Raw genomic sequence first — 19,631 nt, 5'->3', positions numbered from 1 at the left:
CATCATCATCGATGGACCACGCAGCACGCGGTCCACTACTCACGTCTTACTCGGTGCGCCCGGTGAGGCGCCTGGCCCGGTCCAGGTGGCCGGTGAGCCGTCCCTGGATCCGTACGGTCGCCTCGTCGAGCGCGCCGCGTGTCCGGCGGCCGCTGCCGTCCCCGGCGGCGAACGCCTCGCCGAAGACGACATCGACACGGCTGCGCAACGGCGGCAGTGCTGATATCAACCGTCCGCTGCGCTCGGTGCTTCCCAGTACGGCCACGGGCACGATCGGCGCCCCGCTGCGTACCGCGAAATACGCGAGTCCGGCGCGCAGCGAGGCGAAGTCTCCTTCGCCCCTGGTGCCCTCGGGGAAGATCCCGAGCACCCCGCCGTCCCCGAGCACGCCGAGGGCGTGGGTGATGGCGGTGCGGTCGGCGATCGAACGGTCCACCTTGAGCTGACCGATTCCGCGCAGGAACGGGTCCAGGGGGCCGACGAACGCCTCTTTCTTGATCAGGAAGTGGACGGGCCGGGGCGCGGTGCCCATCAGCATCGGCCCGTCGATGTTGTGCGAGTGGTTCACCGCGAGTATGACGGGTCCGGAGGCGGGGACCCGCCATGCGCCGAGGACACGGGGCTTGAAGAGCCCGTACATCAGCCCGATCCCGATGCCGCGTCCGACCGCCGCTCCGCGCAGCGTGGGCGCGCCCGTGGCAGGTGTCACTTCGCGGCCTGCTTCTCCCCGACCAGGGTGACGACGCACTCGATGACCTGCTGGAGGGTCAGCTCGGTGGTGTCCACCTCGACCGCGTCGTCCGCCTTGGCGAGCGGCGAGGCCTTGCGGCCGGAGTCGGCGGCGTCGCGCTGGATCAGCGCCTCCTTCGTGGCGGCCAGGTCGGAGCCCTTGACCTCGCCGCTGCGGCGGGCCGCGCGGGCCTCCGGCGACGCGGTCAGGAAGATCTTGATGTCGGCGTCGGGCAGCACGGTGGTGCCGATGTCACGGCCCTCCACGACGATGCCCCTCTCCGCCTCCGCGGCGATGGAGCGCTGCAGCTCGGTGATCAGGGTGCGCACCTCCGGCACGGCGCTGACGGCGCTGACCTTGGAGGTGACCTCCTGCGTACGGATCGGGCCGGAGGCGTCCTCGCCGTCGACGGTGATCGTCGGGCCGGTGGGGTCGGTGCCGGAGACGATGACCGGCTTGGCGGCCGCGGTGGCCACCTCCATCGCGTCGTGCACGTCGATGCCGTTGTTCAGCATCCACCAGGTGATCGCCCGGTACTGGGCACCGGTGTCCAGGTAGCTGAGGCCGAGCTGGGCGGCGACGGCCTTGGACGTGCTGGACTTGCCGGTTCCGGAGGGGCCGTCGATGGCGACGATCACTGCGGCCGGGGCGGTCCGGGCGGCGGTGCTTACGGTTTCCACGGTGGTGGACACCTTCCTGGTACACGGGGCGGTCGGGACGGGGCGTGTGAACCCGCCCCGCACAAGGTTACCGAGTGCGGGGGCAACCCCGACCACCCCTGTGGACAAGTGACTCCCGGCCCGGTGTGCCAAGGGCTACTGCCGGATCGACCAGCCCCGCTCGCGCAGCGCCGCGCTCAGGGCGGGGGCGGCGCTCGGTTCGACCATGAGCTGGACGAGGCCCGCCTGCTGGCCGGTGGCGTGCTCGATCCGTACGTCCTCGACGTTGACCCCGGCCCTGCCCGCGTCCGCGAAGATTCCGGCCAGCTCGCCGGGGCGGTCGCTGATGAGGACGGCCACGACCTCGTAGGAGGAGGGGGCGGCGCCGTGCTTCCCCGGCACCCGGACCCGGCCGGCGTTGCCGCGGCGCAGGACGTCCTGGATGCCCTCGGTGCCCGCGCGGCGCTTGTCCTCGTCGGCGGACTGGAGGCCGCGCAGCGCGGTGACGGTCTCGTCGAGGTCGGCGGCGACCCCGGCCAGGACGTCGGCGACGGGGCCGGGGTTGGCGGACAGGATCTCCACCCACATCCGGGGGTCGGAGGCCGCGATCCTGGTGACGTCCCTGATGCCCTGGCCGCACAGGCGCACCGCGGTCTCGTCGGCCTCCTCCAGCCGGGCGGCGACCATCGACGAGATCAGCTGCGGGGTGTGGGAGACGAGGGCGACGGCCCGGTCGTGGGCGTCGGCGTCCATGACGACCGGGACGGCCCGGCAGAGCGCGACCAGCTCCAGCGCGAGGTTGAGGACCTCGGTGTCGGTGTCCCGCGTGGGAGTGAGGACCCAGGGGCGGCCCTCGAAGAGGTCGGCGGTGGCGGCGAGCGGGCCGGAGCGCTCCTTGCCGGCCATGGGGTGCGTACCGATGTACGGGGTGAGGTCGACGCCGAGCGCCTCCAGCTCGCGGCGCGGTCCGCCCTTGACGCTCGCGACGTCGAGGTAGCCGCGGGCGACACCGCTGTGCATGGCGGTGGCGAGCACGGTGGCGGTGTGGGCCGGCGGCACGGCGACGACCGCCAGGTCCACGCGGCCCTCGGGCGGCTCGTCCGTACCGGCGCCGAGTGCGGCCGCCGTGCGGGCCGACTCCGGGTCGTGGTCGACGAGGTGGACCTTGATGCCGCGCCCGGCGAGGGCGAGGGCCGCGGAGGTGCCGACGAGGCCCGTTCCGATGACGACGGCGGTTCTCACTGGGCGATGTCCTTGCGGAGGGAGGCGGTGGCGCCGAGGTAGACATGGGCGATCTCGGACTTGGCGAGATACGTCTCGACGTGGGCGAGGATCCGGACCACCCGGGGCATGGCTCCTTCGATGTCCAGCTCCTGGGCGCAGATCAGCGGTACGTCGACGATACCGATCCCGCGCGCCGCGGCGGCCGGGAAGTCGCAGTGCAGATCGGGTGTGGCCGTGAACCAGATGCTGATCAGATCGTCCGCGACCAGGCTGTTGCGCTCCAGGACGGTGGTGAGCAGGGCGCTGACCTGCTCGTCCATGTGCCCGGCCTCGTCCCGCTCCAGCTGGACGGCTCCGCGGACCGCTCGTACCGCCACGTCGTGCTCCTTGCCTGTGCCTGCCGGTCTGTGCTTGCGTTTCAGCCTAGAGGGGCGGCGCCGTCCGCTGCCGGGCCGCCCTGTCCGTGAGACGCGGCGGCGGCGCGTGCCGGTCCGGGGCGCGTACCCTCCCCGCATGATCTCCCCCGGTGACGAGGTTCTGGTCCGCGACCACACGGTCTACTCCTGTGTGATGGGTTCGCGCGCCTTCGGGCTCGCCACGGACGGCAGCGACACCGACCGGCGCGGGGTGTTCCTCGCCCCGACTCCGCTGTTCTGGGGGTTCGACAAGCCTCCTGCCCATATCGACGGGCCGGCCGACGAGCAGTTCTCGTGGGAGCTCGAGCGGTTCTGCGAACTGGCGCTGCGGGCCAACCCCAATGTGCTGGAGTGCCTGCACTCACCGCTGGTGGAGCGGGTCGACGCGACGGGCCGTGAGCTTCTCTCCCTGCGCGACGCGTTCCTTTCCCGGCAGGCCCATCAGACCTTCGTCCGGTACGCGCTGGGTCAGCGCCGGAAGCTGGAGGCCGACGTCCGGCAGTACGGGGCGCCGCGCTGGAAGCACGCCATGCATCTGCTGCGGCTGCTGGCGAGCTGCCGGGATCTGCTGCGTACGGGAGAGCTCACGATCGACGTGGGGCCGGCCAGGGAGGAGTTGCTGACGGTCAAGCGGGGCGAGGTCGCCTGGCCGGAGGTGGAGCGGCGCATGACCGCTCTGGCCGAGGAGAACGACGAGGCGGCCGCCCGCTCCCCGCTGCCGGCGCAGCCGGACCGGGCGCGGGTCGAGGGCTTCCTGATCCGCGCCCGGCGGGCGTCGGCCCTGGCGGCCGCAGCGGGCTGAGGCGGCGCCCGGGCGGCGCGGCTCAGCCTGCCGGGACGTGGGCGAGGCGCGCCCGCACCACCAGTTCGTGCAGTGCGTCGAACCCGCTCGCCCCGTCCGGAAGCGCCGAGTCCTCCTGGGCCCCGTCGAGCACCCGGTGCAGCGACCCGATGTCCTGGGCCACCGCCGCGGCGTCCACCCCGTCCGCTCCCCCGTGTTCGGCCGCGGCCTTGGCCGTGATCAGCCCGGGGAGGTACGGCGGTGCCGGCACCCGGGTGAGCAGCGTCGGCAGATGCGCGAGGACCTCGCCGCTGCGCATCAGGTGGATGCCGGTGAGCAGGGCCCGGAAGGTGTACAGGAGCGGCTTCAGTTCGCCGGTCCTCTCGAAGAGCCGCCACTGGGTGTTGGCGAATCCCCGGTAGTGGTGGGCGTGGTTACGGGTGAGGACGGCCGGGACGAGGGCCACCAGTTCCGCGTGCAGGGCACTCGTGTGAACGACGAGCGGTGACAGCAGCTGCTCCAGCACGTAGCCGTTCGGCTTGAGCATCAGCCGGACGAACTTGCGGAGGTCGTGGGTGACCAGGTCCATCTCCACCCCGTCGTCGCTGTCCCACATCCGCGAACGGGTCTCCTCGGGCTCCCTGAGCCCGACGAGGTCCCCGGCGGGCAGGACGTGGACCCCCCGCAGGTCCACATCCGAGTCCCGGGAGGGGAACCCGTACAGGTGCGCCCCGGAGACCGTGGCGAACAGCAGCGGGTGGCGTTCGCCGGCGAGGACCGGGCCGAGGTCGGTGACCGGCAGCCCGGCCTCCTGGAGGAGTGCGGTGTCCGTAGGCATGGCTCAAGCGTCCCAGAGCGCCCCCAGGGACAGGAGGTCGCTGCGGTACTCGATCCGCTCCGACCATTCCTTGGGCCAGGCCGCGGAGCCCAGATGCGCCCCGGCCAGCGCACCGGTCAGGCAGCCGAGCGAGTCGGAGTCGCCCCGGGTGCAGGCGGCGCGGCGCAGTGCGGTGACCGGTTCCTCGGGGAAGAGCAGGAAGCAGTGCAGGGCCGTGGCCAGGGCCTCCTCGGCGATCCAGCCGTCGCCGGTGCTCTCGCAGGGGTCGGTCTCCGGGGACGGGTGACGCAGGGCGTCCTGGACGCGGGCCAGGGCGGTGAGGCACTCGTCCCAGCCGCGCTGGATGTACAGCTCCGGCGACGAGTCGCCCGCGTGGCGCCAGAGGTCCCCGAGCCAGCGGGTCAGGTAGCGGCTGCTGTTCTCGTACGCGTAGCTGCGCAGCTGTCCGATCAGGCCCATCGGCTCGGCGCCCTGCGCCAGCAGGTAGACCGCGCGGGCCATCAGGTCCGAGGCGGCGAGTGCGGTCGGGTGTCCGTGGGTGAGGGCCGCCTGGAGCTGGGCGGCTCCGGCGCGCTGTTCCTCGCTCAGTCCGGGAACGAGTCCGACGGGCGCGACACGCATGTTGGCGCCGCAGCCCTTGGATCCGGTCTGGCTGGCCTCCTGCCACAGGCGGTCGCTGTCGAGCAGCCGGCAGGCGGTCATGCAGGTGCGGCCGGGGGCGCGGTTGTTGTCGGGTGAGTGGTACCAGTCGACGAACTCGTCGCGCACCGGCCGGACGAGGCGCAGCGGCGTGAGCAGTCCGCGGTCCATGGCGGTACGGATTCCGCGCCCGAGGGCCAGCGTCATCTGGGTGTCGTCGGTGACGATCGCGGGCTTCGGCAGCCGCATCTGGCGCCACGGCCCGCACTTGGCGAGGATCGAGGGGACGTTGTTGAACTCGGTCGGGAAGCCCAGGGCGTCGCCGAGCGCGAGCCCGGTCAGCGCGCCGGTGGCGGCCTGTTTGGTGAGGGTCCTGGTCACGATCACGTGCTTCTTCCTTCCGGTCGCAGCAGTGGCGGGTGCAGCGCGGTGGCGGCGCCCGCCCGGTGGAGGGCGGCCGGTTTTCCCCGCCCGCCGGTGCGGCGCGGCGATCCCTCCACGGCCTGGACGAAGCCGGGCGTGGTGAGGACCTTGCGCCGGAAGTTGGGCCGGTCCAGCTCGACGCCCCAGACCGTCTCGTACACCTGCTGGAGCTCTCCCAGGGTGAATTCGGGCGGGCAGAACGCGGTGGCCAGGCAGGTGTACTCGAGTTTGGCGCCGATCCTGGCGCGGGCGTCGGCGAGGATCCGGTCGTGGTCGAAGGCGAGCGTGCCGAGCCGTCCGGCGTCCCACCACTGGGCGCTGGCCGCGTCGCCGCCGCCGCGCGGTTCGGGCAGATCGGGGACGAGGGCGGCGTAGGCGACGGACACGACCCGCATCCTCGGGTCGCGGTCCGGGTCGGTGTAGGTGCGCAGCTGCTCCAGGTGGAGGGCCGAGACGGTGTCCTCGGTCAGCCCGGTCTCCTCGGCCAGCTCCCTGCGGGCCGCGGTCCCGGCGGACTCCCGGGGCAGCACGAAGCCGCCGGGCAGCGCCCATCGGCCCTTGTACGGGTCCTCGCCGCGTTCGACGAGCAGGACGTGCAGGCGTGACTCACGGACCGTGAAGACGGCGAGGTCGACGGTGACGGCGAAGGGCTCGAAGGCGTGCGGGTCGTACCCCTCGGGGGCGGCGGTGTCGCTCATCGTCGCTCCGGGAGGGGTGCGGCGAAGTCCCAGCCGGTGGCGAGCAGGGCGTCGACGGCCGTGACGGCCGCGGTCAGGCGGTCCTGGCGGCTGCCGGTGATCTCGGTGAACGTGCGTCCGGTACGGGTGAGTTCGGCCCGGAAGCGCTCGGTCATCCAGGGCCGCAGCTCCTCGCCGTCGCGCAGTCCGTCGTCCTCGAAGGCCACGCCCTCGTGGTCGGTGAGCAGCCACAGGTGGTGGGCGACCCGGTCGGCCGTCCGCTCGACCAGGGGGTTGCGTCCGCCGACGTACCGCTCGTGCCACACGGTCGTGGCGAAGGAGTCCGTGTCGCAGACGAGCAGCGGGGAGCCGGTGCGTGCCGCGGCCTCCTCACGGGCGTTCTGGGTCTCGGCGATGAGGGGGAAGTCGTGTGTGGTGAAGGAGACGTCCTCCCACTGGGCAGCGGGCCACCGGGCACGCAGCGCGGCGAGCTTCTGCTCGCTGAACTCCCGCCCGTACTCGGCCACGTAGCCCGTGTGCGCCCAGATGCCCCCGCGACGCCGGTAGTGTCCGGCGAGGTCGCGGGCCAGGGTGGTGGTGCCGGTGGACTCGGCCCCCAGAACGACGACCCGGCGGGTGAGCGCCGCCCGGACCGGCGGTTCGAGGTAGTCCCAGCAGCCGGCCGGGTCCGCGCGGACGGCGGTGCCGGAGACCGGGAAGACCGTGCGGCCGGGGTCCACGCAGACGGACTCGGCGCCGAAGCGCCGGGCGAGTTCGTCACCGTACGACTCCGAGGTGAAGACGGCGTCCACGGGCTCGGGCACCGCCCCGGTGAAGACGGCCATGTGGGCGTCCCAGATCGCCGGGTCGTGGAGGTCCATCCGGGTGTCGTCCATGGCGCCCACCACCGTCACGTCCGGGTGCACCTCCCGCATCCACGCGACCCGGTCCGCCAGCGGCACGGATTCCACCGAGGCGGCGCAGACCAGCACGGTCAGCCGCTCGCAGCGGTCCCGGGCGGTACGGACTAGGTGGTGGTGGCCGGCGTGCGGCGGGTAGAACTTCCCGAGCACCAGCCCGTGTGCGAATCGCTTCATGCCACAGCCTCCACGGGCTCCGGGGCGCGGACGGCGAGGTCCCGTGTCCAGTTGCGCAGGCCGATCAGGCACAGCGTCAGGAAGCCCGCGTACAGCAGCGAGGTCAGATAGAGCTCCTTGTACGCGTACAGCGGGATGTAGACCACGTCGGCGGCGATCCACAGCCACCACGACTCGACGAGCTTCCTGCACTGCCCGTAGGTCGCGGCGAGCGACAGGGCGGTCGTCAGCGCGTCCCAGAACGGCACGGTCGAGTCGGTGACCCGGTCGAGCAGGACGGTCAGCAAGAGAGTCCCCACCGCCCCTGCCACGAGCAGCCCGGCCCATTCGGTGCGGCCGGTGTGCCGCACCGGCAGGCCGTCGGCCCCTGGTCCACCCCCGTGGGTCCAGGTCCACCAGCCGTACGCGGCAAGGGCGATGAAGACGATCTGGAGGCCCGCGTCCGCGTACAGACCGGACTGGGCGAACAGCAGGATGAAGAACAGGTTGTTGGCGATGCCGATCGGCCAGTTGGCGAGGTGCTGGCGGGCCACGAGCCAGACGCACAGCGCCCCGCTGCCGAAGCCCAGCACCTCGGTCCAGCTGACCGGGGTGTCCAGCACCGTCACCAGGGGTTGCTGCAGAGGATCGAGTACGTCCGCGAGACTCACGCCCGCCTCCTTAATGGTCACTCTGACTATAAAGGTGGAACGGGGGCAGCAAAAGGCCCGCGGCCGGTTCCTGTTCGAAAATCGAGAACAGGAACCGGCCGCGGGCCGTGAGCGGTGTGCGGGGTGGTCCGCGGACAGAGCGGGCCGTCCACAGACCGAGCCGCGTGGCCTTCGGACCCCGGGGGCCTTCGGACCCGGCGGGGTGGCCTAGAGACCGACCTCGCGCATCAGCATGCCCACTTCGGTGTTGGTGAGCCGGCGCAGCCAGCCCGACTTCTGGTCGCCGAGCGGGATCGGCCCGAACGACGTGCGCACGAGCCGCTCGACGGGGAAGCCGGCCTCGGCCAGCATCCGGCGGACGATGTGCTTGCGGCCCTCGTGGAGGGTCACCTCGACGAGGTAGTTCTTGCCGGTGTTCTCGACGACGCGGAAGTGGTCGGCGCGGGCGTACCCGTCCTCCAGCTGGATGCCGTCCTTGAGCCGCTTGCCCAGGTCGCGCGGGAGCGGGCCCTGGATCGCGGCGAGGTAGGTCTTCTTCACGCCGTACTTCGGGTGGGTGAGACGGTGGGCCAGCTCGCCGTGGTTGGTGAGCATGATGATGCCCTCGGTCTCGGTGTCCAGCCGGCCGACGTGGAAGAGACGCGTCTCACGGTTGGTGACGTAGTCGCCGAGGCACTGACGGCCGTCCGGGTCCTCCATGGAGGAGACGACACCGGCCGGCTTGTTCAGCGCGAAGAAGAGGTACGACTGGGTGGCGACGGTCAGGCCGTCCACCTTGATCTCGTCGTGGTGCACGTCCACGCGCATGCCCTGCTCGACGACGATCTCGCCGTTCACCTCGACGCGGGACTGCTCGATGAGCTCCTCGCACGCGCGGCGCGAGCCCATGCCGGCCCGGGCGAGGACCTTCTGCAGCCGCTCGCCCTCCTGCTCGGCGCCCGGGTGGGTCTTGGGCGTCTTGATCTCGGGCTTGTCCGCGTACCTGTCGCGGTTGCGCTGCTCGATCTTGGCGTCGAGCTCGCGCGAGCGGGCGGGGGAGCCGTACGGGGCACGCCGGCCGCCGCCCCTGGAACCGCTCGACGCGGCCTTCGGGCCGCCCTTGGCGCCGCCGCGGGCGGACTCGCCGCGGCCCTTGCGGGTGCCGCCGTCGCCGCCGGGCTTGTCGTTACCGACGTCGTAGCGGCGCTCCTCGGGACGGGGGCGGCGGGGACGCTGCTCCTGACTGTCGTCGCGCCCGGAGCCGGGGGTACGGGGGTTCGGGTTGCTGTTCCGGCCCGTGCCGATGTTGTTCCGGCTGCTCCTGCCGCCGCTGCCGCCGCTCCTGGCGCCGCCGCCGCTGTTGCCGCCGCTCCTGCCGCCGGCGCCGCTGCTGCCGCTGTTCCTGCCACTGCTTCGCATCAAAATTCCGTCTTGTCGTGTGCGTGAGTATCCGGGGTGTCCGGTGCGTCCGGATCGAACGACGGCACACCCTCTAGCGTCTCAGCCTCGATCGCGTCCGCCTCGGGGAGGAAGGGCGCGAGCTCCGGGAGCTCGTCCAGGCCACGCAGGCCCATTCGCTCCAGAAAGTAGTTCGTCGTCCTGTACAGGATCGCACCTGTTTCGGGTTCCGCGCCCGCTTCCTCGACCAGACCCCTCTGCAGCAGGGTCCGCATGACCCCGTCACAGTTCACGCCACGCACCGCCGAGACCCTCGACCGGCTCACCGGCTGGCGGTACGCGACCACCGCCAGGGTCTCCAGTGCCGCCTGCGTCAGACGGGCGTGCTGGCCGTCCAGGACGAAGCCCTCGACGGCCGGCGCGTACTCCGGGCGCGTGTAGAAACGCCAGCCGCCCGCGACGAGCCGGAGATCGAAGCCCCTGCGCTGCACGGTGTACTCGTCGGCCAGCTCCCGCAGCGCGTCCGCGACGGCCCGCCGGGGCCGCTCCAGCACCTTGGCCAGGTGCTCCTCGGTCGCGGGCTCGTCGACGACCATGAGGACGGCCTCCAGGGCCGGCTTGAGATCGAGATCTGCGACCGCGGAGCCGGTCACGTCCTGCTCACTCATGCCGTCACGTCCTGCTGCCCGTCATGCACGTTCTGCGCCTTCACGTCCTGCTGCCCCTCGTGCACGTTCTGTGCCTCCTGGTCGAACTCGTCCGTCACGGTGGGCTCGGCTCCCTCTCCCCCGGCCCAGCGCACCATGAGCTCGCCGAGCGCCTCGTCCTGGTCCAGGGCGACGGCCTTCTCCCGGTAGAGCTCCAGCAGGGCCAGGAACCGTGCGACGACGGTGAGGGTGTCCGGGGCGTCCTCGGTCAGCTCCCGGAAGCTGATCTCCCCCGCTGTCCGCAGCCGCTCCACCATGATTCCGGCCTGCTCGCGCACGCTGACCAGGGGGGCGTGGATGTGGTCGATGTAGACCTGCGGCCTGGGCTTCGGCTGCATCGCCTTCACCGCGAGCCGGGCGAAGCCCTCGGCCCCGATGCTGATGACGACATCGGGCAGCAGCTCGGCGTGGTGCGGTTCCAGCCCGACGGTACGGGGGAAGCGGCGGCCCTCCGATTCGAGGCGGGCGCTGAAGATCTCGGCGATGCGCTTGTACGCGCGGTACTGCAGCAGCCGCGCGAAGAGCAGGTCCCTGGCCTCCAGGAGCGCCAGGTCGCCCTCGTCCTCCACTTCGGCGGCGGGCAGCAGCCGGGCGGCCTTCAGGTCCAGGAGGGTCGCTGCGACGACCAGGAACTCGGTGGTCTGGTCGAGGTCCCAGTCCGGTCCCATGGCCCGGATGTGCGCCATGAACTCGTCGGTGACCTTGGACAGGGCGACCTCGGTCACATCCAGCTTGTGCTTGGAGATCAGCTGGAGCAGGAGATCGAACGGTCCCTCGAAGTTCGCCAGCCGGACGGTGAAGCGTCCGTCCTCGGGAGCGGTGACGGGGGCTGGAGCAGCCTCGGGCTCGGTCCCGGTCTCGGGAGCGGTGGCTTGGGCCGGAGCGGGCTCGGCCTCGGGAGCGGGAGCCGCCTCGGGAGCGGGATCTGCGGCTCCGGGCATCCCGTCGGCTTCCGGAACCTCGTCCGAACCGACCTCATCAGTTGCCGGAACCTCGTCCGGAAGGGCCCCAACCGCCACCGGAGCCTTGCCGGGAAGAGCCTCATCCGCTGCCGGGACCGCGGCAACGTCCTGTGCCGGCGGCCCGTCCCCGTCGCCGGGCGCGGGTCCGCCGCCCGGCCCGCGGCCCAGGGGGCGGCGGGACGTACGGGCGGGCTGGTCGGGTGGGGGCATGAAGATCCAGGGTGCGACGGGACACGGGCGGCGGGCGGCGGCCCGTAGGGGACGGGCCGCGCCGCTCGGCCGGCGGCCGCCCTCCGGGCAGGCTACCGGCGCCGCACCGCTCAGCGGCCGCGCAGCCGCCGTACGAGGATGCTCGCGTCGCCCCGCGACTCCAGGTCCGCGAGGACCACGGCGACGGCCTCACGGACGATGCGTCCGCGGTCGACGGCGAGGCCGTGCTCGCCACGCAGCACGAGACGCGCGTGTTCGAGGTCCATCAGCTCCTCGGCGGAGACGTAGACCGTGATCTTCTCGTCGTGGCGCTCCCGGCCACTGGGCCGCCGGTTCGCGCCGCGCCCGCCGCCCCGTCTGCGCTGCTGCTGCACGACAGGAGCGGGAACCGGCTCCTGCGAGGACGGCGGCTGCGGGCGGCGGCCGGCCTGTGCGGCCACCGCGACGCGGTCGTTCTCACCGCCGCGGCTGCGCGAGCCGCCGGTGTCGGCGTCGGTGTCCGCCGCGGAGTGCTCCTCCTGCGAGGTGGGGGCCGCCCCCGCGGAGGGCTCGGAGCCCTCCCCCGGCACGCCGTCCCCGGAATCCCCCTCGCCGGCCGGAGCCGGTACCCGGGCCTCGCCGTTCGCCTTGCGCCGCCGCTCCGCGGGGGACGAGGACTGCAGCCCCATCCCCCCGGTGGTACGGAACAGTTCGTCGGCCCCGGGCAGACTCACTCGGCGTGACACCGGGCGAGCACCTCCCTGGCGAGCTGGCGATAGGCGGCGGCACCGACCGAGTTGGAGGCGTACGTGGTGATGGGCTCACCGGCGACCGTGGTCTCCGGGAAGCGGACCGTGCGCCCGATGACCGTGTGGTAGACGTGGTCGTCGAAGGCCTCGACGACGCGCGCGAGGACCTCACGGCTGTGCACCGTACGGGAGTCGTACATGGTGGCCAGGATGCCGTCGAGCTCCAGCTCCGGGTTGAGCCGCTCCTGGACCTTCTCGATGGTCTCGGTGAGCAGTGCCACACCGCGCAGCGCGAAGAACTCGCACTCGAGCGGCACTATCACCTTGTGCGCGGCGGTCAGGGCGTTCACCGTCAGCAGACCGAGCGAGGGCTGACAGTCGATCACGATGTAGTCGTAGTCGGCCATCAGCGGCTTCAGGGCGCGCTGCAGCGTGGACTCCCGGGCCACCTCGCTGACCAGCTGGACCTCGGCGGCCGACAGGTCGATGTTGCTCGGCAGCAGGTCCATGTTGGGCACGGCGGTCTTCAGGAGGACCTCGTCGGCCGCCATGCCCCGCTCCATGAGCAGGTTGTAGACGGTGAGGTCGAGCTCCATCGGATTGACACCGAGGCCGACCGACAGGGCTCCCTGCGGGTCGAAGTCGACGAGCAGGACACGCCGGCCGTACTCAGCGAGCGCGGCACCCAGGTTGATGGTCGACGTCGTCTTGCCGACGCCGCCCTTCTGGTTGCACATCGCGATGATCTTCGCGGGACCGTGATCGGTCAGCGGCCCCGGGATCGGGAAGTAGGGCAGGGGCCGGCCGGTCGGGCCGATCCGCTCGCGGCGTTGCCGGGCGGCGTCGGGCGCGAGGGTGGCCGCGTACTCCGGATCGGGCTCGTACTCGGCGTCTGGGTCGTAGAAGTGCCCCTGGGGCGCTTCGTCGAAGTCGGCGAAGTGGGCGGTGTCCCGGCCACTCTCGTTGCCGGCCATGGCGTTCACGTGTAGGCCGTCCATCATCTGGGGGGCTGTCGTCATGTGCTGGTGGGTGGCGAAGGTGCGGACAGCGACGGAGCCGACAGCCTCCAGCCCGTTCGGGCTCTGGCCCCGCGCTGGCATCCCTGGATGAACACCCCCGGGAGTAAATGTCGACTCATTCACAAGTCGTCTTACCTCCTTGGACGTGACCAGGAAACTTATCGATAGGTCAGCGTGGCACCATGCCGACGATTGGCGACTCTATGGCGTGTCACCGGTCCGCAGCAACACAATCCGCCGGACCCGGCCCGATGTGTCGGCAATCGAACACCCCCCTGTCAAGGGCACGCAGCCCCTCGGGCACACTTTTCGCAGGTGCACGAATCGGTTAAAGGGTTACGTTCGAGGCGAGTTGCACGGGGCCCTCGCGGGGCCCGACACGCGTCCGGCCGGACCTTGCTCGGCAAGGTCCGGCCGGACGCGTGAGGTTGACGGAGGGCGTTGACCCGTCAGCCGAGAAGCGTGCTCAGTTCGACGTGGTCGAGACCGTGCGCCTCGGCCACCTCACGGTAAACGACCTGCCCGTCATGGGTGTTGAGACCCTTGGCGAGCGCGGCGTCACGGCGCAGCGCCTCGGCCCAGCCACGGTTCGCGAGCTCCACGATGTAGGGCAGCGTCGCGTTGGTGAGGGCGTACGTCGAGGTGTTCGGGACCGCGCCCGGCATGTTCGCGACGCAGTAGAAGACCGAGTCGTGAACCATGAAGGTCGGCTCGGCGTGCGTCGTCGGGTGTGAGTCCTCGAAGCAACCACCCTGATCAATTGCAATGTCGACAAGTACACTTCCGGGCTTCATCTTGGCGACGAGCTCGTTGGTGACCAGCTTCGGGGCCTTCGCGCCGGGGATCAGCACGGCGCCGACGACGAGGTCGGCGTCGATGACGGCCTTCTCCAGCTCGAAGGCGTTGGAGACGACGGTCTGCACCTTGGTACCGAAGATCTTGTCGGCCTCACGGAGCTTGTTGATGTCCTTGTCGAGCAGCGTGACGTGGAAGCCGAGGCCCACGGCGATCTGCGTGGCGTTCCAGCCGGAGACGCCGCCGCCGATGACGACGGCCTTGCCGGCCGCCGTGCCGGGCACGCCGCCGGGCAGCACGCCGCGCCCGCCGACCGAACGCATCAGGTGGTACGCGCCGACCTGCGGGGCCAGCCGGCCCGCGACCTCGGACATCGGGGCGAGCAGCGGCAGTGCGCGGTTCGCGGTCTCGACGGTCTCGTAGGCGATGGCGGTGGTGCCGGACTCCAGGAGTGCGTCCGTGCACGCGCGGGAGGCGGCGAGGTGCAGGTACGTGAAGAGGGTCTGGTCCTTGCGGAGGCGGTGGTACTCCTCGGCGACGGGCTCCTTGACCTTCAGCAGCAGGTCCGCGGTGGCCCAGACCTCGTCGGCGGTGGGCAGGATCTGCGCCCCGGCGGCGACGTACTCCTCGTCCGTGATGGAGGAGCCGGCCCCGGCGTTCTCCTCGACGACGACCTGGTGGCCGTGACGGACGAGCTCGTGCACACCGGCAGGCGTGATCGCCACGCGGAACTCGTTGTTCTTGACTTCGCGGGGGATGCCGACCTTCACGTCGATCACGGTCCTTGGCTCAGAGGGTTATCCGGGCATAGCCATACATACCCGGATAGACACAGCGTAAATGGAGACACCGCGAACACCCGCGGCAGAGCCAGTCTAATGAAGGGCTTCCCGCTGTCTAGCCTTACAAAGCATTAATTTTCTGTCACTGGACTACGGATTTCGTAGGCTGCGCTCTCCTCGCCCAGCAATCTCTCGGCCGCACCCCTGTGCAGGCCCGCAGCCGCGGGGTCGCCGAGGCGGTCGAGGGTGTCGGCCAGCCGGAGCTCCAGCGCGGCCTGCAGGCGCAGGTCCTTCGCCTGGCGCGCCCACTCCACGGCCTCCCGGCACGTCTGCAGCGACTCCTGCGGACGGCCCGCGTACTCCTGGACCCGGGCCACCTCGCTGAGCGCCCGCGCCTGGGCGGGCACATCGCCGAGCCTGCGGTAGCCGGCGGCCGCCGCCCGCCAGTTCCGCAGCGCCTCGCCGTACCGTCCGGCGTAGGTGTGGACGGTGCCGAGCCGCCCGTAGAGCCGCGCCTCGTCGGCCCGCTCGCCCTGGGTGAGCCGCTGGGCGAGCGCCCGCCCGTACCAGTCGGAGGCCCGGTGGAAGTCACCCAGCTCCGCGTAGGCGCCGCCTACGGATTCCATGGCGCGGCCGGTGGCGTACAGGTCCTTCGCGGCCCGCCCGGCGTCCAGTGCGGCCCGGTAGCGGGCCAGCGCCTCGCGGGTCCGGCCGGTCCCGGCGTCGAGATCGGCGAGGTTGAGCAGGGCGGCCGCCCGCTCCCGGGGCAGATCGCGCCGCTCCGCGACGGCCAGCACCAGACCGTGGAGTCCGTAGAGCTCCGGCGCGGCCGCCTCGGTGCCCTCGTGCACGGCCAGCGCCCGCACCAGCGCGGCCACCAACCGCCTTGCCAGAGTGTCAAGTTCGCCGTCCTCGACGGCGATCCTGGCGGAGGCGACCAGCGCAGGCCTGCGGGTCCGCAGCCAGGCGGCGGCCGCGTCGGGGCCGGGGAACCGCAGCGAGCGCGGCAGCCCGGCGAGCTTGCGCCGGGCCGGGGAGCCTTCGGGTTCGGTGACCGCGCGGCAGGACTGGAGGAGACGCACGGTGCGCTCCAGCATCCGGGCCCCGGCGAGCTGGATCTCGGCCGGGCGGTCCCGGTCCTCCAGCAGCGCCCGCAGCAGCGGCGCGAGGCAGCCCGGTACCTCGTACTGCTGCTGCTCGGCCCCGTCGCCGCGCAGCAGCCCCAGCCGTACGAAATCGTCGAGGGTGGTCCGGGCCGCCGAGACGGAACAGCCGGCGAGCGCGGAGGCGGTGTGGGCGTCGGCGAGCCCGGCCGGGGCGAGGGAGAGCAGCCGCAGTATCCGGGCGGCGGTCGGCGGCAGCGAGTCATGGACCAGCCGGAAGGCGCGGGCCAGCGGGCGGGCTCCGGTGGGCTGCTCGGTGTCGTCCGGCAACTCCCGCAGCTGCTTGGTGACATCGGCGACCGAGGCCGTCGGGCGGGTGGCCAGCCAGCCGCCGATCATGACCAGAGCGGCGGGCTGCCCGCCGCACTCCTCCGCCAGGGTCTCGGCCGTCAGCGGGTCGACGGTGATCCTGACCTGGCCGATCGCACGGGCGAGCAGTTCGACGGCGGAACCCGCGTCCAGGCCGCCGATGGTGCAGGGCCGGACGCCCGGGATGCCGGTCAGCGGTCCCTGCGCGGTGGCGACGACGAGACAGTCCGGGTTGTCCGGCAGCAGCGGGTCGACCTGCTCGGCGTCGGCCGCGTCGTCGAGCAGGAGCAGGACGCGGCGTACGGCGAGCGCCTCGCGGACCATCTCGGACAGTTCGTCCGCGTCAGCGCCGGGCGGTACGGCCACGTCCAGTCCGCGCAGCAGTTCGCGCGCGGCGCGTTCGGCGGGGACGGGGGTGCCGCCGGGTTCGGTGAGCCGGACACGGATCAGCCCGTCGGGGTAGTCGCCCGTGCCGAGCAGCCGGCGGGTGAGTTCGCCGGCCAGTGCGGTGCGGCCGGAGCCGGGGCGCCCGGCGATCAGCAGCACCCGCGCCCGGCCGCTCCTGCGACCGGCCATGGTGTCCAGCCCGGCCCGTTCGATATCGGCCCGCAGTTCCTTCAACTCGCGCTCGCGCCCGAAGAATCGGGATGGTTCGGCGGCGGCCGGCCCCTCGGTCCCCGCTGCCTCGGCCGGGTCGCTGGTGTCCACCGCCTGATCCGTCACGGGCCACGCTCCACTTCGCTGCACGCGTCGCCCGCCGGGACTCCGGTCAGGGCGTTCCGAGCGTAGTTCAGGCGAGTGGGCGAATCGGGTGGAGCGCGGCGGGGAGGTCCCCCGATCGGATCAGCATCTTTTCCGACCGGGGGACGCGAGGAAGTGTCCGGACCGGGGTCGCACGCGCGTCCCCCGCACTTCCCGGCGGATCTCCCCCGCACTCCCCGACGGACCGTCAGGCCTCGAACGGGCGGGCGGGCCAGGGGGCCTCCGCGGGCCGCAGCGAGTCGGTTCCGTCGCCCGCGAGCACCGCCGCGAGCGAGAGCACCCCCACCACCAGGCAGTTGTTGTGCAGGTCACCGGCGAGGACACCCCGCACGAGGTCCTGGAGCGGTACCCGGGCCAGCTCCATGTCGGCCTCCTCCTCGGACACCTCGAAGCGCTCACCGTCCGCCTCGGAGATGTTCCGGGCGAGGAAGATCCGTACAGCTTCGTCGCAGCCGCCGGGCGTGGTGTAGATGTCGGCCAGCACCCGCCAGTCCTCGGCCTTGACGTACGCCTCCTCGTAGAGCTCGCGCTGCGCGGCGTGCAGCGGGTTCTCCCCGGGGATGTCGAGGAGTCCGGCCGGGATCTCCCACAGCTTCTGGCGCACCGGATGACGGTACTGGCGCAGCACGAGGACACGGTCCTCGTCGTCGATCGCCAGTACGGCGACCGAGCCGGGGTGGACCTGGTAGTCGCGGCGCGCGATCGTGCCGTCGGGCATCTCCACGTCGTCGGTGCGGACGCTGGTCTTGTTGCCCCGGAACGGAGTCTCGGTCGCGGTGACCGGCCATTCCTCGGGCGTGTCCTGGAAACCCATCTACGTCCTCCCACAAAAAACAGTGACCGGGGTACGCGTCCTCGAAGGATGCGTACCCCGGTCAACCGTAATGCCTGCGGGGATGCCGTCACTTGCCCGGCTTGGTGCCCGTCTTGCGTGCGACGGCCGCCTTCACGAGGCCCGCGAAGAGCGGGTGCGGGCGCGTCGGGCGGGAGCGCAGCTCCGGGTGCGCCTGGGTGGCGACCAGGTAGGGGTGGACCTCGCGCGGGTACTCGACGTACTCGACGAGCTTGTTGTCCGGGGAGGTACCGGAGAAGACCAGTCCGGCCTTCTTCTCCAGTTCGGCGCGGTACGCGTTGTTGACCTCGTAGCGGTGACGGTGACGCTCGTCCACGTACGGCTGGTCGTCGTAGGCCTCACGGACCAGCGAGCCCTCGGCGAGCTTCGCCGGGTACAGGCCGAGCCGCATGGTGCCGCCCAGGTCGCCCGCGCCCTCGACGTACGCGAGCTGCTCCTCCATCGTCGAGATGACGGGGTGGGCGGTGGCGGCGTCGAACTCGGTGGAGTTGGCGTCGGGGATCTCGGCGAGGTTGCGCGCCGCCTCGATCACGATGCACTGCAGGCCCAGGCAGAGGCCGAGCAGCGGCACCTTGTTCTCGCGGGCGTACTGGATGGCGCCGACCTTGCCGATGACGCCGCGCTCGCCGAAGCCGCCGGGGATGCAGACGGCGTCGACGTCGCCGAGCTGCTTCTTGGCACCGGCCGGGGTCTTGCAGTCGTCGGACGCGACCCACTTGACCTTGACCCGGGCCTTGTTCGCGAAGCCGCCGGCCCGGATGGCCTCGGTGACCGAGAGGTAGGCGTCGGGCAGGTCGATGTACTTGCCGACCAGCGCGACGGTGACCTCGTGGTCGGGGTTGTGGACACGGTCCAGCAGGTCGCCCCAGGTGGTCCAGTCGACGTCGCGGAACGGCAGGTCGAGCTTGCGCACGACGTAGGCGTCCAGGCCCTCGGAGTGCAGCACCTTCGGGATGTCGTAGATCGACTTGGCGTCCGGGCAGGCCACCACGGCCGCCTCGTCGACGTCGCACATCAGCGAGATCTTGCGCTTGATGGCGGTCGGCACGTCGCGGTCGGCGCGGAGCACGATGGCGTCCGGCTGAATACCGATGTTGCGCAGGGCGGCCACCGAGTGCTGGGTGGGCTTGGTCTTGAGCTCGCCGGACGGGCCGATGTAGGGCAGCAGCGAGATGTGCACGACGAAGACGTTGTCCCGGCCGACCTCGTGGCGGACCTGGCGGACGGTCTCCAGGAACGGCAGCGACTCGATGTCGCCGACCGTGCCGCCGACCTCGGTGATGACGACGTCGACGTCGTCGGTGGCCATGCGGCGGATGCGGTGCTTGATCTCGTTGGTGATGTGCGGGATGACCTGCACGGTGTCACCGAGGTACTCGCCGCGCCGCTCCTTGGCGATGACCTGCGAGTAGACCTGGCCGGTGGTGACGTTGGCGGAACCGTCGAGGTCCACGTCGAGGAAACGCTCGTAGTGGCCGATGTCCAGGTCGGTCTCGGCGCCGTCGTTGGTGACGAACACCTCGCCGTGCTGGAAGGGGTTCATCGTGCCCGGGTCGACGTTCAGGTACGGGTCGAGCTTCTGCATGGTGACCCGAAGGCCGCGCGCCTTGAGCAGGGCACCGAGGCTGGAGGCAGTCAGACCCTTGCCGAGGGAAGAGGCGACACCCCCGGTGACGAAGATGTGCTTGGTCGTCGTGGATGTGGGCTGCATAGCCAAAGGGGGCTCCCGTGGTCGCGATCGTGAGGTGCGTACCGGCGTACCCGTCCGGAGAATCCGGAGGTGCCGTCGCTGCGGTTCGGGGGCCTCGTCTGCTGTCGCCGACGACCACC

At 71.6% G+C, this 19,631-nt stretch carries 19 protein-coding genes; 1 reads left to right on the top strand and 18 read right to left on the bottom strand.

Annotated features, from left to right (window positions below; genetic code table 11):
* Positions 1 to 46: 46 nt before the first annotated feature.
* The 4 genes from ACGFZA_RS24955 to aroH all read right to left on the bottom strand — a co-directional run bounded on the left by ACGFZA_RS24955 (position 47) and on the right by aroH (position 2,990).
* Complete coding sequence (locus ACGFZA_RS24955; protein ID WP_385287215.1) at positions 47 to 709, bottom strand: lysophospholipid acyltransferase family protein; 663 nt, start codon at positions 707 to 709, stop codon at positions 47 to 49.
* On the bottom strand, positions 706 to 1,422 hold the full coding sequence (gene cmk / locus ACGFZA_RS24950; protein ID WP_385287213.1) for a (d)CMP kinase: 717 nt from the start codon (positions 1,420 to 1,422) through the stop codon (positions 706 to 708). Before cmk ends, ACGFZA_RS24955 begins: the two co-directional genes overlap by 4 nt.
* Positions 1,423 to 1,545: 123 nt before the next feature.
* Positions 1,546 to 2,631: a prephenate dehydrogenase gene (locus tag ACGFZA_RS24945; protein ID WP_385287212.1), complete on the bottom strand. Its 1,086-nt coding sequence runs from the start codon at positions 2,629 to 2,631 to the stop codon at positions 1,546 to 1,548.
* Positions 2,628 to 2,990, bottom strand: coding sequence for a chorismate mutase (aroH, locus tag ACGFZA_RS24940; RefSeq protein ID WP_148016041.1), 363 nt, complete (start codon positions 2,988 to 2,990; stop codon positions 2,628 to 2,630). The genes ACGFZA_RS24945 and aroH overlap by 4 nt, the downstream gene beginning before the upstream one ends.
* 136 nt (positions 2,991 to 3,126) lie before the next feature.
* On the opposite strand from aroH, the gene ACGFZA_RS24935 reads away from it, so the two are divergent.
* Positions 3,127 to 3,831, top strand: a complete 705-nt coding sequence (locus ACGFZA_RS24935; RefSeq protein WP_393681997.1) for a DNA polymerase beta superfamily protein — start codon at positions 3,127 to 3,129, stop codon at positions 3,829 to 3,831.
* Between the two features lie 22 nt (positions 3,832 to 3,853).
* On the opposite strand, the gene ACGFZA_RS24930 is transcribed toward ACGFZA_RS24935, so the two are convergent.
* The 14 genes from ACGFZA_RS24930 to ACGFZA_RS24865 form a co-directional block, all read right to left on the bottom strand.
* Entirely contained in the window at positions 3,854 to 4,648 is a 795-nt protein-coding gene (locus ACGFZA_RS24930; protein ID WP_393681995.1) for a DNA polymerase beta superfamily protein, read from the bottom strand.
* Between the two features lie 3 nt (positions 4,649 to 4,651).
* Positions 4,652 to 5,674 carry an ADP-ribosylglycohydrolase family protein gene (locus ACGFZA_RS24925; protein ID WP_385287205.1) on the bottom strand — a complete coding sequence of 341 codons (1,023 nt, stop codon included), beginning with the start codon at positions 5,672 to 5,674 and terminating at the stop codon, positions 4,652 to 4,654.
* Positions 5,671 to 6,408 carry an NUDIX domain-containing protein gene (locus ACGFZA_RS24920; protein WP_385287203.1) on the bottom strand — a complete coding sequence of 246 codons (738 nt, stop codon included), beginning with the start codon at positions 6,406 to 6,408 and terminating at the stop codon, positions 5,671 to 5,673. Before ACGFZA_RS24920 ends, ACGFZA_RS24925 begins: the two co-directional genes overlap by 4 nt.
* On the bottom strand, positions 6,405 to 7,484 hold the full coding sequence (locus ACGFZA_RS24915; RefSeq protein WP_385287201.1) for an AAA family ATPase: 1,080 nt from the start codon (positions 7,482 to 7,484) through the stop codon (positions 6,405 to 6,407). The genes ACGFZA_RS24920 and ACGFZA_RS24915 overlap by 4 nt, the downstream gene beginning before the upstream one ends.
* Positions 7,481 to 8,134 (bottom strand): nicotinamide riboside transporter PnuC, encoded by a 654-nt coding sequence (gene pnuC / locus ACGFZA_RS24910; protein WP_385287199.1) that lies wholly within the window; start codon positions 8,132 to 8,134, stop codon positions 7,481 to 7,483. Before pnuC ends, ACGFZA_RS24915 begins: the two co-directional genes overlap by 4 nt.
* Before the next feature lie 207 nt (positions 8,135 to 8,341).
* Positions 8,342 to 9,532 carry a pseudouridine synthase gene (locus ACGFZA_RS24905; protein WP_385287197.1) on the bottom strand — a complete coding sequence of 397 codons (1,191 nt, stop codon included), beginning with the start codon at positions 9,530 to 9,532 and terminating at the stop codon, positions 8,342 to 8,344.
* Positions 9,532 to 10,179, bottom strand: coding sequence for an SMC-Scp complex subunit ScpB (scpB, locus tag ACGFZA_RS24900; RefSeq protein ID WP_363078178.1), 648 nt, complete (start codon positions 10,177 to 10,179; stop codon positions 9,532 to 9,534). The genes ACGFZA_RS24905 and scpB overlap by 1 nt, the downstream gene beginning before the upstream one ends.
* Complete coding sequence (locus ACGFZA_RS24895; protein ID WP_393681990.1) at positions 10,176 to 11,390, bottom strand: segregation and condensation protein A; 1,215 nt, start codon at positions 11,388 to 11,390, stop codon at positions 10,176 to 10,178. The genes scpB and ACGFZA_RS24895 overlap by 4 nt, the downstream gene beginning before the upstream one ends.
* 110 nt (positions 11,391 to 11,500) lie before the next feature.
* A complete protein-coding gene (locus ACGFZA_RS24890) occupies positions 11,501 to 12,103 on the bottom strand; it encodes a hypothetical protein (protein ID WP_385287225.1) in 603 nt (200 codons plus the stop codon).
* A complete protein-coding gene (locus tag ACGFZA_RS24885) occupies positions 12,100 to 13,218 on the bottom strand; it encodes a ParA family protein (RefSeq protein ID WP_323177982.1) in 1,119 nt (372 codons plus the stop codon). The genes ACGFZA_RS24890 and ACGFZA_RS24885 overlap by 4 nt, the downstream gene beginning before the upstream one ends.
* Before the next feature lie 368 nt (positions 13,219 to 13,586).
* On the bottom strand, positions 13,587 to 14,702 hold the full coding sequence (gene ald, locus ACGFZA_RS24880; protein WP_393682388.1) for an alanine dehydrogenase: 1,116 nt from the start codon (positions 14,700 to 14,702) through the stop codon (positions 13,587 to 13,589).
* Between the two features lie 143 nt (positions 14,703 to 14,845).
* Positions 14,846 to 16,909 (bottom strand): tetratricopeptide repeat protein, encoded by a 2,064-nt coding sequence (locus ACGFZA_RS24875; RefSeq protein WP_385287193.1) that lies wholly within the window; start codon positions 16,907 to 16,909, stop codon positions 14,846 to 14,848.
* 226 nt (positions 16,910 to 17,135) lie between these two features.
* Complete coding sequence (locus ACGFZA_RS24870; protein WP_385287191.1) at positions 17,136 to 17,762, bottom strand: NUDIX domain-containing protein; 627 nt, start codon at positions 17,760 to 17,762, stop codon at positions 17,136 to 17,138.
* An 88-nt stretch (positions 17,763 to 17,850) separates the two neighbouring features.
* Positions 17,851 to 19,512, bottom strand: a complete 1,662-nt coding sequence (locus ACGFZA_RS24865) for a CTP synthase (protein WP_385287189.1) — start codon at positions 19,510 to 19,512, stop codon at positions 17,851 to 17,853.
* Between the last annotated feature and the right edge of the window lie 119 nt (positions 19,513 to 19,631).

This window comes from Streptomyces sp. NPDC048211, from assembly GCF_043202315.1.
Taxonomy (GTDB): Bacteria; Actinomycetota; Actinomycetes; order Streptomycetales; family Streptomycetaceae; genus Streptomyces.
This window is presented reverse-complemented; position numbering and strand designations above follow the sequence as displayed.

Bases quoted from the DNA above. Each gene is read 5' to 3' on its own strand.
- ACGFZA_RS24870 (WP_385287191.1), bottom strand. From the start codon at position 17,762: ATGGGTTTCCAGGACACGCCCGAGGAATGGCCGGTCACCGCGACCGAG.
- ACGFZA_RS24895 (WP_393681990.1), bottom strand. From the start codon at position 11,390: ATGCCCCCACCCGACCAGCCCGCCCGTACGTCCCGCCGCCCCCTGGGC.
- ACGFZA_RS24865 (WP_385287189.1), bottom strand. From the start codon at position 19,512: ATGCAGCCCACATCCACGACGACCAAGCACATCTTCGTCACCGGGGGT.
- ACGFZA_RS24930 (WP_393681995.1), bottom strand. From the start codon at position 4,648: ATGCCTACGGACACCGCACTCCTCCAGGAGGCCGGGCTGCCGGTCACC.
- ACGFZA_RS24920 (WP_385287203.1), bottom strand. From the start codon at position 6,408: ATGAGCGACACCGCCGCCCCCGAGGGGTACGACCCGCACGCCTTCGAG.
- ACGFZA_RS24915 (WP_385287201.1), bottom strand. From the start codon at position 7,484: ATGAAGCGATTCGCACACGGGCTGGTGCTCGGGAAGTTCTACCCGCCG.
- scpB (WP_363078178.1), bottom strand. From the start codon at position 10,179: ATGAGTGAGCAGGACGTGACCGGCTCCGCGGTCGCAGATCTCGATCTC.
- ACGFZA_RS24935 (WP_393681997.1), top strand. From the start codon at position 3,127: ATGATCTCCCCCGGTGACGAGGTTCTGGTCCGCGACCACACGGTCTAC.
- ACGFZA_RS24885 (WP_323177982.1), bottom strand. From the start codon at position 13,218: ATGCCAGCGCGGGGCCAGAGCCCGAACGGGCTGGAGGCTGTCGGCTCC.
- ACGFZA_RS24905 (WP_385287197.1), bottom strand. From the start codon at position 9,532: ATGCGAAGCAGTGGCAGGAACAGCGGCAGCAGCGGCGCCGGCGGCAGG.